Below are 13,743 nucleotides of genomic sequence, written 5' to 3'. Positions count from 1 at the left end.
TTTGTTCCATTTTATCCGGCATTTGAGAGATGGGATTTACAGAATACACGGACCGAATAAACCATTATCCGAGCGATCACTCACCTCACTACAGGTAGTTGTCAATTACTTCCCGATAAAGAGATTTATCCTATAACAATGTATTGCATACCACACCATGGTTCGCGACCGATTAAAAAACGGAAAACGGGTGAACGAACGTTGGAATCGGGTTTTTCGTGCTATTTCAGCCGAGCCGCGTCGCCAACTTGTTGTTTCTCTCTTAGATCATCCGCCAGCCGGATCCGTTCCGCTACCAGAAAGTGCAATAAATCCCACTGTTCCCCCTAACCCAGAGAAACTCCGACGGAAATTAGTTCACTGCCACCTTCCGATGTTGGAGGATCTGGAGTTTGTGGAGTGGAATACAGACCCGTTCGTCGCCTCTCGTGGGCCGCGGTTTGATGAGGTGGCTGTTGTTTTTGATGCCTTGCATTCGTTCGCAACCGATATTCCCGATCCGTTAGTTACGGGATGCCAACGGCTCGAAGAAGAACGACAGGCACGTTTCTAAGACCGCCGAGATATCTGTCTCGGCCAGTGCGCGTACGTCTCTTCCAAGTGACGTCCTCGCGCGCCGTGAACGGCGGGATTCTCTCGCTGCTTACAGATAGTCGAGTTCGATCGCCACACTCGTGGACGGCCTGCGCTCGTAACTGATCCGCACTCTCGGCGGGGATTTACCGCATTCGGCGTGGTCAACCCGGTATGTTCGATCGACGCAGACGACACAGCAGACGAATCAAACGACACGGCCGGCGGGTCGCCATCTGGTTCGTCGTCGCCATCGCGCTCGTCTCGATCGCGACCGGCGTCCTCGCCATCCTGACCGATCCGAGCGTCGATGCGACGGGGACCCTCGGCACGATGCAGGCCGCCGCCGAGTACAGCGGGACCGTACTCGGATTCGCCCTGCTCGTCGCCGCCTGGGGGATGCGTCGCGGCTTCCGAGTCGCGTTCCTCGCGGCGACGATCCTCGTCGCTCTCGCCGCGGCGCACGGACTGGTCCAGTTTCGGCTGTCGTCGATTCCGCTGGTCGTCGTCGCGACGGGCGGCTTCGTCGTCCTTCTCGTGACGAGCGATCGGTTCACCCGATCGAGTTCGCTCACGCCGACCCAGCTCGGAAGTCTGGTGGCGATCGTCGGCGTGTTCTGTTACGGGACCGTCGGCGCATACGCGCTTCGCGGGGCGTTCGACGACCTCGACACCGTGGTTGACGCGATCTATTTCACCCTGGTAACGGCGACGACGGTCGGCTACGGTGACGTTCACCCGACCGGCGAGGGGGCGCGCCTGTTCGCCACCTCGCTGGTATTGCTCGGGCCGGCGACGGTCGCCGCCGCGGCCGGCAGCCTGTTCGGCCCGCTGCTCGAACGCCACCTCACGCGGACTGGGCATCGAGTGACGGCCGAATCGAACGGCGACGAACTCGCGGTCGTGGCCCTCGGATACGACGATCGAACTGCCAGCGTCCTTCAGGCATTCGCGGACCGATCGGCGTCGATCCGCGTCGTGACCGACGACGAGCGCGCGGCCGCGACGGTCGAAGACTCCGGACTGGAGGCGGTTCTCGGCGTTCCGACCGAGGCGGCGACGCTCGATCGGGTCGCGCTCTCCGAGGCGGATATCGTTCTCGCCACGACGAGCGACGCCGCGGCCAACAGCGAGGCCGTACTTGCGGCGCGGGACCGCACCGAGGCATGTATCGTCGCGTTCACGGCGGCCGAGACCAGCGACGCGATCGCCCGCGCCGGAGTGGACGTGCCGATCGCACCCGAGGAGATCCTCGCCCAGACGGCCGTCGACGCGGCGCTCGACGCCAGTGTACCTCAGTCGGTCGCGTCCGCCGCGGCCCAGAGCGGGTAGAGGTCGTCTTCGACGGGCCCCTCGATCGCCTCGCCGTCGATCGCGAGTCCGGGGTCGCCCTCGCTGACGGTTCCGATCGCGGTGGTCTCGATTCCTGCACCTTCCAGCGCGTCGAGACAGTCGGTGAGCGCGTCTTCGGGGACGGTCGCCAACAGCGCCCCGGAGCCGAAGATCCGGAGCGGGTCGACTCCCGCCGCAGCGCAGAGCCGATCGGTCTCTTCGCGGATCGGCACGGCGGCTCTGTCCACGTCGAGACGGACGCCGGAGGCCCGTGCGAGTTCGAGTAGGCCTGCGAGGACGCCGCCCTCGGTGGGGTCGTGCATCGCGGTCGCGTACTCCCGGACGACGCGAGCGTCCGGAACGACGCTGATCTCGTCGAGGAACGACTCGGCTCGCTCCCGGATCGCGTCGTCGACGCCGAGGTCGTCCCCGAAATCGGCCGCGAGGATCGCCGTTCCCTCGATACCTGCAGCTTTCGTCACGATGACTCGATCGCCGGGTTCTGCGCCGCCGGTCGGCACGAACGCGTTGGTCGCTCCCATCGCAGTCAGCGAGAGCAGCGGGCGATCGAGCTGGTCGACGTACTCCGTGTGGCCGCCGACGATCGAGGCCCCCACGTCGCGAGCGGCCGCGTCCAGGTCGGCCGTGATCCGATCGAGGTCGGCCGTCTCGTCGGGGAGCAAGATGACGACCGTGAGCCACCGGGGGTCGGCACCCGACGCGGCGACGTCGTTGGTGGCGACGGCGACGCCGAGCGTGCCGACCTGCGAGGCCGCAAGCGAGATCGGGTCGGAACTGACGACGAGCGTCGACGGTCCGTCGCCGGGCCAGTCGATCGCGGCTGCGTCTTCGCCGTAGGCCGACCCCTGGCGGATCGTCTCGTCGTCTTCGGCCCCTCCCGTCCGATCGAACACGTGTGCGAGCAAGTCCTCCGGCCCGACCTTCCCTGGCATACGTCGAACTGGGACGATCTGGGGTTTGTACCTGTCGCCAGCGGGTCGTCAGCCCCCCGGATCGACAGGCCACCGGACCGACAGTCCACGGCTCACAACGACGTCACGTCCTCGACGGTCGATCGGGCTGACACGCCGCCGTCGAATCGCGGTCAGTCGCTTGCGGTTTCGGGGGCCAGGGCGTCCATCGTCGTCTCGATCTCGTCGGCGTCCGCGCCGCGAGGGAAGCTGACGGCGATCGAGTCGATTCCCTCGACGGCCTCGTACCGTCGGAGTCGTTTGCGAGCGGCTTCGGGATCGCCAGCGGCACAGAGGTCGTCGAGTAGATCGTCTCCCAGCAGGTCGAGCGCGCGATCGCGGTCGCCTGCTTGCCAGGCGTCGTGGATGTCGTCGGCCACGTCGTACCCCTGCCGGAGGAGTGCATCGCGGTAGAAGGTTCCCATCCCGCCGACGTAGAAGGCCGCGTGCTGGCGGGCGAGTTCGCGGGCGCGGGCTGCATCTTTGAGCGCACAGCAGGTGACGCCGATCGTAACGGCCACGTCGTCGGGATCTCGATCGCTGAGCCCTGCACCGCGTTCGACGTCCGCGAGACGGTCCTCGACGCCGTCGGGAGTAAGCATGATGCCGTGCCAGCCGTCGGCAAAGCGCCCGGCGAGTTCGACCGCCTTCGGTCCCATGCCGGTCACCTCGATCGGCGGCGCGGGGTCGGGCGCGTCACACCGCAGGCGGAAGCCGGACAGCGAAAAATCGTCGCCGTCGTATTCGACCGGCTCGCCCGAGAGCACTTGCCGGACGATTTCGACGGTTTCTCGGGTTCGTCTGAGCGGATTTCCGTACTCTGTTCCGTGCCAGTTCTCGACGACGGCGGGACCACTCGGCCCGAGACCGAGTCGGAATCGGCCGTCCGAGACTCCCTGTAGCGTCGCCGCGGTCTGGCCGAGCAGCGCCGGCGATCGCGAGTAGGTGTTGACGATGCTGGTTCCCAGATCGATCGCGTCGGTCCGTTCAGCGATCGACGTCAGGACGGTGACGGCGTCCCGGCCCCACGTTTCGGGGAGCCACGCGCAGTCGTAGCCGCCGGCTTCCGCGCGCCGGGCGTAGTCGACGAGGGAGTCGACGGTTGGCTGGGCGGCGACCGGGAGGTGGATATCTCGATCGGTCATCGATCGTGACCCTCTCGGACGATCGCCGTGCTGGGGAGTCGAGCAGTCATATTTCGGGCGTTTCCTCGATCTGGGGAACGCCCCCCGCGGTAATCGTCTCCCCGACGATGTACGAGGAGGCCGGGCTTGCGAGGAACTGCGTGACGTCTGCAATTTCCTCGACGGTTCCCATCCGGCGTTCGACCTCGGTTCGATCGACGTTTTCGGCAGAGATCCCCATCTGGCTCTCGACGCCTTCGGTGGCGACGAACCCCGGCGCGATGCAGTTGACGCGGACGCCGTCGCTCGCCCACTCGTAGGAAAGCGTTTTCGTGAGATTGACCACAGCAGCCTTCGAGGCCCCGTAGTGGCTCATGTACGGCGAGCCAAGCGTGCCGGCGACGCTCGCGAAGTTGATGACGGTGCCGCCGCCGTCTTTCAGGTGCGCCGCGGCGGCGTGGGTGCAGTGATACGTCCCGTGGAGGTTGATGTCGACGATCGTCTTCCAGCCGTTTTCCGAAATATCGTCGAAGCCGGCCATGAACGACGCGCCGGCGTTGTTGACCAGCACGTCGAGACCGCCGAACTCCTCGACGGTCGCCTCGACGAGCGCGTCGACGGCTTCGCGATCGGTTACGTCGCACTCGATCGCCAGCGCCTCGCCGGGACTGTCGCTCTCGGTGATTCGACCGGCGACGGGATCGACGTTCTCCTGTTCGCGCGAGCAGATGACGACGTCGACGCCGTCGGCGGCGAACCGCTGTGCGATCGCTTCGCCAATGCCGCTCGAGGCGCCGGTGACGATGGCCACGTCTCCCTCGACGCTGAACTGGGCGGTACTCACGGGCGATCACCCGCAACTGCGGCCACGATAGCTACCATTGTAAGATACAGCGGGAAATATGAAGACGATGGTAATAAAGATGGGTTCGAGAAACTCATTGGTAAGTGGGTGGACGGCCGCTGTCAGCGAGATCGCAGTCGATGTCGTGGTGATCTCCCGTTGGTTTTTCGTCGGCACTGGCCGATGACCGGATGACAACGGTTTAGTAGCGTCCAGCGAACGTCAGATTCGTGAAACGAGCAGCCGGAATCGGGCTGGTCTTCGTTGCACTCGTGCTCGCGGTGACCAGCGGGGCCGGCTCACAGGTTCCGGACACGCTCAGTTCGGTTCTTGGCGTCGACGGAACGCTGTTCTGGCGGGCGACCCTCGCATTGGCCATCGGTACCGGTGCCTACGGGGTGTACTTGCTCGGGAGCCGTGTGATCGTTCGATCCGCGGCCAGCAAACGACGAACCCATCGTGCGCTGAACGTCCTTCGGCTCGGAATCGGACTCGCCACGATCGTCGCGCTCCTCGCGCTCGTCACCCAGCAGTGGGTCGGCCTGTTGTTCTCTCTCGGCGTGGTTGGATTCGCGATTACGATCGCCCTCCAGCAGCCGCTCTTTTCGCTGATCGGCTGGCTGTATATCATGCTCAAACAGCCCTACCAGGTCGGTGATCGGGTCCGGATCGAGGACGCCAAAGGTGACGTGATCGACATCGACTTCCTCGTGACGACGCTGTGGGAGATCAACGGGGAACTCGTCTCCTCGAACCAGCCGTCCGGACGGCTGGTCACGCTTCCGAACAGCACCGTCCTCTCCTCGCAGGTCTTCAACTACTCGTGGGAGGAGTTTCCCTACGTCTGGAACGAGATTTCGATCCAGGTCGCCTACGAGACCGATCTCGAGTTCGCCCGCGAGGAGTTCGCGGCCGTCGCCGACGACTACCTCGGGGACGAGATGGAGCGCAATATCGATCGGTACCGGGAGGTGCTCGCTGAGACGCCCGTCGAACTCGAGGTCCGCGACCGACCGTCGGTGAACGTCGTCCAGCAGGAAACGTTCGTTGCACTGCGACTCCGGTATCTGGTCCATCCGAAGGAGGGGCAGCAGACGAAAAACGAACTCTACAGTCGAACGCTCGAACGGTTCAACGAGTGCCCCGACAGGATCGCGTTCCCGATCGGTCGGAGCAGATAACGGCGACCGCCCGTCCGGACGAACTGCGACTCCCGCTGCGAACCAAATGTTTTTACTCGTGATTTCCGATCCTGCGAGTGATGGGCGAAGACGGCGAGGATGGCGAAAGCGAGTCACGATCGCAGGACACAGCGGATGCATCGGGGTCACAGGACGCGGACGAGAGGCGACCGCAGGACACCGAGGAGGCGATCATGTGGGCGACCTACCGGGCGCTGTGCGATCACGGCTACGCCGACCTGACGACGCAGGCGATCGCCGACGAGTTCGACAAGTCGAAGGGAGTCATCCACTATCACTACGACACTAAAGAGGACCTCCTCGTCGCGTTCCTCGAATACCTTCTCGAGAACTTCGATCGCACCGTCGACGCGGCGAGCGCGATCGCGGACACCGACGATCCCGCCGATCGACTCCTCGAACTCGTCGATATTCTCCTGATCGGGTCGGAGCGCCGGCGCAAGGGTGAGGGTGCGTTCGACCACTGGGATCTCGTGATCGCGATGCTCCAGATCCGCTCTGCGGCCCCGTACAACGCGGAGTTCCGTCGGCAGTTGACGACGAACTACGAGGCCGTCGAGGCGATGTTCGTCGCGATCGTCGAAGACGGCGTCGAGTGTGGCCGATTCCGGGACGTCGATCCCGAGGCCGTCGCCGGGATGATCCTTTCGGTAATCAACGGTGCACGGGTCTACCGGGTCACCCTCGAGCGGGACGACGTGACGGAGCTGGCCCGGACGTGTCTCCGGACGATGGTACGGGAGTGGCTGTGTCGGACCGACGAAACCGATTGATCGAAGCCTAACAGGTTCGGACCCGGAGGTCGACTGATCGGGGAGCCAGCGTCGATCGGCACACGGCCTCCGAACTCAGTCCGCACCCGGCGAAACGGCGGGATCGACCGACGGCGTAAACTGGCCCGTCTCGCGGTAGATGCCGGCAAGGAGTACGGCTCCGGCGATCACCGGCAAGCAGGCACACGCGAGGTAGATCGGCCAGAACCCGAGCAGATCGACGAGCGGGAGCGAGACGATCGGTCCCAATCCGCCGCCGACGTCCCCGAACACGTTGTTCGTCCCGACCGCTCGCCCCATTCGTTCCTCCGGCGTGAGATCGGCCAGCAGCGCCATCAGTGGACCGCTCGTTCCGCCCTGGCCGGCTCCGATGAACAGGCAAGCGGCGGTGAGCGTTGGGACGGAATTGGCGATCGCGAGCAGGACGAATCCGACGAACGAGATCACGAGAAAGCCGACCAGCGTCGGCACGCGCGATCCACGCCGATCGGTCAGGTAGCCCCCGAGGAACATGAACGTCCCGGCGGAGACGACTGTCACGGCCATAAAGATGCCCGACGAGGCCTGCGCTTCGAAGCCGAAGACGCCCAGATCGTGTCGGTCGAGGAAGAGAACGAGCGTGGCGAACAGCGCACCGACGTACGCAAAGAGGACGGTGAAGTTTACCAGCCCGACAACCAGCGCCGGGAGACTCGTGTCGACCTCCCAGGGCGTGACCGAACGGTGCTCGTCCGACTCGACGTGAGTCTCCGGGACCGTCGCGTAGGCGACCAGGGTGGCGATGAACGCAAATGCAGTCGCGACGACGAACGCTGGAACCGTCCCCGCCATCTCGCTGATTACCCCGCCGATGACCACTCCCGTGGGGAAGCCAAAGAGGACGCCACCCCTGATGAGCCCCATACTCGCACCCCGCGACGTGCCGTCGCTGACGTCCGCGGCGATCGTGTACGCGGTCGCGAAGACGAGCGCGCTTCCGATCCCCCAGATGACGCGAGCGCCGAGGAACCACGCCGCCGGGATTGCCGAGGCGGTCGCGACGACGTAGCCGAAGGTCGCGACGCCCTGTATGAGCATTCCCACGACGAACGGTTTCCGGGTACCGATCCGATCGACGAGGATGCCAGCCGGCGCGTTCGCGAACAGCCGCGAGAATCGATTGGCGCTGAGAATCAGCCCGACGAGAAACGGCGATATGCCGAGAATGACGCCGAGGTTCGGCAGAATCGGGAAGATAACTCCGCCGCCAAACCCCACGAAGAAGGTGCTGAGGATCACCGCGAAGATGACGAGCCGTCGACCACCTTCCGGACCGCCGGTTGGGGCGATCGCTCGACGGAGTCGCTCGAATTCGGCGGTCACACGCCCAGCGGTCGAGCGGCCCACTACGCGATCACGGGGTTCTCACAGACCCCTTCCGCGTAAGCGCTATCGATCGCCGCCGACCGTCGCTTCAGCCCTGTTCGGGTCGCGACGGGGATCGATTCCAGTACGGTACGCATTTGACTAACTGGTTAGTCAAGAAGCGCGAAAAGCGTTTGGATCGCGGCCGACTCGGCACTGATCCGTCTGTGGGACTCATCCGCGAGAGTCTCCTGTGCGTCTCACTCTGTCGGATCTGCCCCGGCCCGATCGCTACTCGCGTTGACTGGAACCCAGTTACTACCCGCGCAACCGCGTCACGGAATCGAGTTCGCTCTCGTCAACGGTATCGAAGGCACCGCAGGCGGCCAGACGCCGGTGAACATTGTAAAATATACTATCGGCAAAACTATTTTCGCTAAGCACGGTAGCAGTACTACCGTACACATTCGTGACGATCGCGAACCGCGGCCCGGGGGGCACGACCCCAACAACGTCGGGATCGACACGAAACCCGCACACACCGACACAAGACTCGCATACGCCGCCACACGAAAACCATGAGCGAAAACTACTACGATCGACTCGTCGATGAGGACGCACTGGCAACCTATCTGGAAACGCACCTGGGCGAGGTCGACGAGTACGCGGTCGAGCACCACCAGGCGGGCCACTCGAACGAAACGCTGTTCCTCATCTGGGGCGATCGAGAGCTGGTACTTCGGCGGCCGCCACCGGGCGAAACCGCCGACACAGCCCACGACGTTCTCCGGGAGTATCGCGTCACCAGCGCGCTGGTCGACACCGACGTTCCGGTTCCCGAACCGCTGGTGGCCTGTGAGGATCACGACGTCATCGGCAGCGATTTTTACGTGATGGACCGGCTCCGAGGGGACGTTCTTCGGCTGGCGGAACCCGATCGGTTCGCCGATCCCGACTCACGCCGCCGGATCGGGGAGGAACTGGTCGACACGCTGGCCGCGATTCACGACCTCGACTACGAGACGATCGGTCTCGAGGAGTTCGGCTATCCCGAGGGATACACCGAACGCCAAGTCGATCGCTGGGGCCAACAGCTCATGTGGGCCTTCGACGTGACCGTCGAGGAGCGCGAGGTGCCGGCTCTCTACGAAGTCGGCTCGTGGCTCCAAGAAAACTGCCCCGAGTCGCACCCGCACACGCTCGTTCACGGCGATTACAAGCTGGACAACGTCATGTACGACACGTCAGGTACTTCCGAGCCGGAGCTCGTCGGCGTCTTCGACTGGGAGATGGCCACGCTTGGCGACCCTCGCGCCGACCTCGGCTGGATGCTCTCCTACTGGCGTGACCCGAAAGATTTCGAACCCGCGGTTCCGGAGCTCACCGCGACGTTCATGGAGGCCGAGGGGTATCCGACGCGGCGCGAACTCGTCGATCGCTGGGAGTCACAAACTGGCTACGCGTTCGACCACGAGCGGTTCTATCGAACGCTCGCGGTCTACAAACTGGCCGCACTGGGCGAAATGTTTTTCCGACGCTATCTGGAGGGCAACAGCGACGATCCGATGTACCCGAAGATGGACGCCCGCGTCCCGGCACTGGCCGATCGAGCGATGCGGATCATCGAGGGTGACGAACCGCTGTAAATCGACTCGAACTGCCCGTCGAACGCCCCGGTCGCTGTCGATTCTACTGCCAATCGACTGATCCGGTCAGGTGGCGACCGCAACCCGACTGTCGGCGGTTCCTGCCCGGGTCGGCTACTCGTCTAGCTCTTCAGCGACCCGTTTTTTGAGCACGTATCCCGCGCTCACACCGGCGGCGATCGTTCCCACGATACCGAATCCGGGCATCCCGTCGCCGTTGCCCAGTTCGATCGCTGACTGCTCGGCGTCTCCCTGCTCATCCCCGTCGTCCGAGGTGTTCGAGTCGTCCTCGTTGCTTCCACCGTCTCCGCCGTCTTCATCGCCACCCTCGTCGATCTCGCCGAATACGAGAACGGCCGTCTCGCTCCCGTCACTCCCGGCGTTCGACGATTCGACGGTGACGAGAATCGTTTCGACGTCCGTGATCTCGTCCCACCGGCTGCGGACGATCTCCCCGCCGTCTACGCCCCCGAGATCGTCGGTCCGCTCGCCGATCGTTTCGCCGCCCCGGTGAAGTTCTGCCCTGGCGAGGACGTCTTCGGCGGGTCGATCGCCGACGTTCGTGATCACCGCGGTGACCGAAAACGGATCGCCGGCGTCGACCGTGTTCGGCGCTTCGATGGCCCGAACGCTGATTCGCGGCGATAGCGTCCGACTCTCCGTAATTGTGCTCGATTTCGCTTCGAGTTGTTCGTACTCGTCGTGATTTTCCTGGACTCGTTGCCCGCCTCGGGAGAGATCGCTCGCGAACTCTGCGTCGACCGACTCCTCGGCGGCCTCGCCGTCGTCCGTCTCGGCTGACTCTTCGATCGATCGTTCGAGCTCTTTGAGAATCGACACCGCCTCGAGCAAGAACGCGCTGCGGGACATCTGCGTTCCCGCCGCCGCGCGGATGTGATCGTTCAGTTCGTCGGCGGTTCCGTCGCCGTCTAAGGTCCCGCTTCTCGCCGCGGACGATCGTCTGACCGCGAGTCGTTCCTCCTCGCGTAACTCGTCGAACCGATCGGCGATTCGTTCTAATACCTCGCGAGCCGCGTCGACGTTTCGCGCTTCGGTTTCCGCGACGAGTTCGGTCAACAACGCGTCGACGGAGTCGTCGCTCATGCCGGATCACGTCCGACGATCTGCGAGACACCGTCGTTGCTGTCGTCGGCGACGAACCGCGTCAACTGGAACGCGACCCCGGCGTTGAATCCCTCGCTGACGATCGGCAGCCGATCCCAGATGAACTGGGCGATCTCCTTGAGAACGCCGACCACGTCCCAGAGTCCGTCCGCCCGCAACAGGTCCAGAACGAGGTCGATAAAGTCCATCAATCCGTCGTGTTCCGGCTCGACGGTCTCTTCGAGTTGCCGGGCGCGGCGCTCTACGTCCTCTTTCGCACCTGTCGCGTGGGTCCGCGCCATCTCGAGTGGGGTGTCGAACGTCGAACCGTCCTCCCAGGCCGCCGGTGCGGTCTCTGTGAGCGTTCGCTCGACCTGTTCTTCGTACCCCGGAGACCTGGTCGAGCCGGCCCCTTCGATGCCCCACTGGAAGCTCTGGCCCAGCGCGACGGCGACCGGATCGATCGCCTCCTCGACGAGCGCACGAACGTCGCCGGCGAGAACGTCCTCGGCGGTCTCGATCGCTGAGACGACCTTCTCTGCGACATTGAGCGCCTCTTCGTCGATTTCGAGGATCTCGTTCGAGGCCACGAAATTTCCGATCTGCTCTTCGATGAGGTCCTCGATCGCGTCGGTGAGGTAATCCAGTGCGGCACTGATGACGTACTCGAACCCGGAGAGCTCCGCGAGCGCTTTCTTGATTTCGACGATGCCGAACTTCCACTCGACGATGCCGTGGAGCAACGATCGGTACGCCGTGGCGGCCATGTTGTACTCGGACACGCCGTCGTCTCGCGGGTCGGCGGTGCCGGTGACTTCGAGCGATCGATTGATCACCTCTTCGCTCAGTACCAGCCGTTCGACCGCCGCTTCGGCGCGATCGGTGTCGACTTCGTCGGCCCGCAGGAGCGACTCGTACTCGTCGAAGAGCGATCGAACCTCGCTCTCTTCCTCGATATCGCTCACCGAGATCGATTCGATTCGTCCCGCGAGATCGAGTTTGGCCGATCGCCACTCTCCAAGGAGTTCTGCGGGCACCAGTTCGATATCTACCGTGTGGGACTCGTCGGGTTCGACGGTCACCTCGGTGGTCGAGGACTCGAACCCGGTGGCATCGATGTCGACGACGTACGTCGTTTCGCCGGGGACCTCGACGCCGTACTCACCGTCGTCGCCGGTGGTCGTCGTCGTTTGCACGGTGTTGGTATTCGATTCGACGACGTCGAGGTCGACTCCCGAGACGGGTTCGCCGTTGTCGTCGGTCACGACACCGGTTACCGTCCCAGTGCCGTCCGAGAGCGACGTCACCGAGATGTCCGCAACGTGGACTCCGTCCGGGTCGACCGTCACCTCGGTTGCGGCGGGTTCGTAGTCGGCGTCGTCGATCTCGACGGCGTAGGTCACGCCCGCGGGAACGTCGACGATGTACTCCCCGTTAGCATCGGTTGCCGTCGTTTTCGCGACGGATCCGTCGTCGAGATCGACGAGGTCGATGTCAACGTCCGCGACCGCGTCGCCGTCCTCGTCCGTCACGAATCCGGTTACGGTTCCGGGTCCGACCGAAACGCGCGTCAACTCGACGTTGATCGTCCGGGACTCGCCCGAGTCGATGGAGACGTCCATCTCGTAGGACTCGAAGTCGACGTCGTCGATTTCGATCACGTACGACCCCGGTTCGACCTCGAGTGCGTACTCGCCGCTCCCGTCGGTCGTGGTTTCCGCGGTTGACCCGGTATCGAGGTCGACCAGCGCCACGTCGACGCCCGAGACGGTCTCGCCGTCGTCGTTCGTTACGACCCCGGAAACGGCTCCGGTTTCGGCGGTGGTTGGTGTCAGCGAGGCGTTTACCCTGTGCGTTTCCTCCGCTTGGACGGTGACGGCCGTCGAATACGGCTCGAACGCCGGGTCCGCGAATTCGATATCGTAGGTCGTCCCCGCCGGAACCTCGAAGCGGTATCCGCCGTCTGCGTCGGTCGTGGCTCCCGCCTCGCCGTCACCGGTCTCGGAATCGAAGAGTGCCACGTCGACGCCATCCAGCGGCTCACCCTCTTCGTCCGTTACCGTCCCCACGACGGTCCCGATCGCCGGCGGGTCGATATCCTCGGCCGATTCGATCGAAAGCTCGTCCCAGAAGACGGTGAAATCGTCGCTTCTGATTTCGAGCGCGGACAGTTCGTCTTCGTGTCCACGCTCGTCACGGGTAACCGAGACCAGCCCGCCGCCGTCGACGCGACAGTTGTGCGTAACCGTGCCGGCGTCCGGGTCCCGGACGTACTCGACTTCGAACGGAGTCCACGCGCCGGGCTCGTACTCACCGACGACCTCGCCGGCCGAGTTCACCGTGCCGTCCGGTTTGAACTGCAACAGCCCTACCCCCGAGCCGTCCGACCAGGACGAACTCGCGACCGTCCGGAACCCGATATGACCGCTTCGATCCTCGTGGCAGCCAACCTCACCGTCCCCGCGTTTGAACCAGCCCTCGACCCGCATCGCGTCCGAGAGGTCGATCGACTGGCGAGCGATCGCCCGCCAGCAGCCGCCGTGAGAGCCGCGCATCCGGTAGGATTGTGTGCCGCCGTCGGCCGCCTCCGCGATGACCTCCTGGCTGGAGTTCCCGGCCAACACGAACGCCGGGGGAACCTCCCCCGTATCGTACGCCTCGAAGTCCTCCTCGAAGAGACGCTCTTCGGTGATCCCGGTCGATCGATGGCCGGCGACACCCTCTGACAGAACTGCGGCCCCGAGAACGGTTCCCCCGGTCGTTTTCAACAGATCGCGACGGTTGAGCGAATGCTCAGTCATCGCTTCTCCACCCGTCGAGTACGGCCGTG

Annotated in this window: 11 protein-coding genes; 5 read left to right on the top strand and 6 right to left on the bottom strand. The window is 64.2% G+C overall.

Annotated elements, in window-relative coordinates:
- Window positions 1-157: 157 nt before the first annotated feature.
- Both AC6I6L_RS16250 and AC6I6L_RS16245 read left to right on the top strand, forming a co-directional pair.
- The gene (locus tag AC6I6L_RS16250) at window positions 158-553 is read left to right on the top strand and encodes a hypothetical protein (protein WP_497918808.1); all 396 of its coding nucleotides are present in this window, start codon (window positions 158-160) and stop codon (window positions 551-553) included.
- Between the two features lie 194 nt (window positions 554-747).
- Window positions 748-1,905, top strand: a complete 1,158-nt coding sequence (locus AC6I6L_RS16245) for an ion channel (RefSeq protein ID WP_497918807.1) — start codon at window positions 748-750, stop codon at window positions 1,903-1,905.
- On the opposite strand, the gene AC6I6L_RS16240 is transcribed toward AC6I6L_RS16245, so the two are convergent.
- From AC6I6L_RS16240 to AC6I6L_RS16230, 3 genes are all read right to left on the bottom strand, one after another.
- Window positions 1,869-2,858: an AIR synthase family protein gene (locus AC6I6L_RS16240; RefSeq protein WP_497918806.1), complete on the bottom strand. Its 990-nt coding sequence runs from the start codon at window positions 2,856-2,858 to the stop codon at window positions 1,869-1,871. The genes AC6I6L_RS16245 and AC6I6L_RS16240 overlap by 37 nt on opposite strands.
- A gap of 152 nt (window positions 2,859-3,010) precedes the next feature.
- Window positions 3,011-4,021: a TIGR04024 family LLM class F420-dependent oxidoreductase gene (locus tag AC6I6L_RS16235; protein ID WP_497918805.1), complete on the bottom strand. Its 1,011-nt coding sequence runs from the start codon at window positions 4,019-4,021 to the stop codon at window positions 3,011-3,013.
- A gap of 46 nt (window positions 4,022-4,067) precedes the next feature.
- Window positions 4,068-4,844: an SDR family NAD(P)-dependent oxidoreductase gene (locus AC6I6L_RS16230; RefSeq protein WP_497918804.1), complete on the bottom strand. Its 777-nt coding sequence runs from the start codon at window positions 4,842-4,844 to the stop codon at window positions 4,068-4,070.
- A 230-nt stretch (window positions 4,845-5,074) separates the two neighbouring features.
- On the opposite strand from AC6I6L_RS16230, the gene AC6I6L_RS16225 reads away from it, so the two are divergent.
- Window positions 5,075-6,025, top strand: coding sequence for a mechanosensitive ion channel family protein (locus tag AC6I6L_RS16225; RefSeq protein ID WP_497918803.1), 951 nt, complete (start codon window positions 5,075-5,077; stop codon window positions 6,023-6,025).
- A gap of 80 nt (window positions 6,026-6,105) precedes the next feature.
- Entirely contained in the window at window positions 6,106-6,819 is a 714-nt protein-coding gene (locus AC6I6L_RS16220; RefSeq protein WP_497918802.1) for a TetR/AcrR family transcriptional regulator, read from the top strand.
- A 75-nt stretch (window positions 6,820-6,894) separates the two neighbouring features.
- Here the strand turns inward: AC6I6L_RS16220 and AC6I6L_RS16215 are convergent, their stop codons facing one another.
- Window positions 6,895-8,148, bottom strand: coding sequence for an MFS transporter (locus AC6I6L_RS16215; RefSeq protein ID WP_497918983.1), 1,254 nt, complete (start codon window positions 8,146-8,148; stop codon window positions 6,895-6,897).
- Between the two features lie 593 nt (window positions 8,149-8,741).
- On the opposite strand from AC6I6L_RS16215, the gene AC6I6L_RS16210 reads away from it, so the two are divergent.
- On the top strand, window positions 8,742-9,809 hold the full coding sequence (locus AC6I6L_RS16210; protein ID WP_497918801.1) for a phosphotransferase family protein: 1,068 nt from the start codon (window positions 8,742-8,744) through the stop codon (window positions 9,807-9,809).
- A 114-nt stretch (window positions 9,810-9,923) separates the two neighbouring features.
- On the opposite strand, the gene AC6I6L_RS16205 is transcribed toward AC6I6L_RS16210, so the two are convergent.
- Both AC6I6L_RS16205 and AC6I6L_RS16200 read right to left on the bottom strand, forming a co-directional pair.
- The gene (locus tag AC6I6L_RS16205; protein WP_497918800.1) at window positions 9,924-10,913 is read right to left on the bottom strand and encodes a hypothetical protein; all 990 of its coding nucleotides are present in this window, start codon (window positions 10,911-10,913) and stop codon (window positions 9,924-9,926) included.
- Complete coding sequence (locus AC6I6L_RS16200) at window positions 10,910-13,714, bottom strand: carboxypeptidase regulatory-like domain-containing protein (protein ID WP_497918799.1); 2,805 nt, start codon at window positions 13,712-13,714, stop codon at window positions 10,910-10,912. Before AC6I6L_RS16200 ends, AC6I6L_RS16205 begins: the two co-directional genes overlap by 4 nt.
- Between the last annotated feature and the right edge of the window lie 29 nt (window positions 13,715-13,743).

It is taken from the genome of Halosolutus sp. DAT137 (assembly GCF_059736405.1).
Note: the sequence above shows the minus strand (reverse complement) of the source record. Positions and strands in the feature narration are given on the sequence as shown.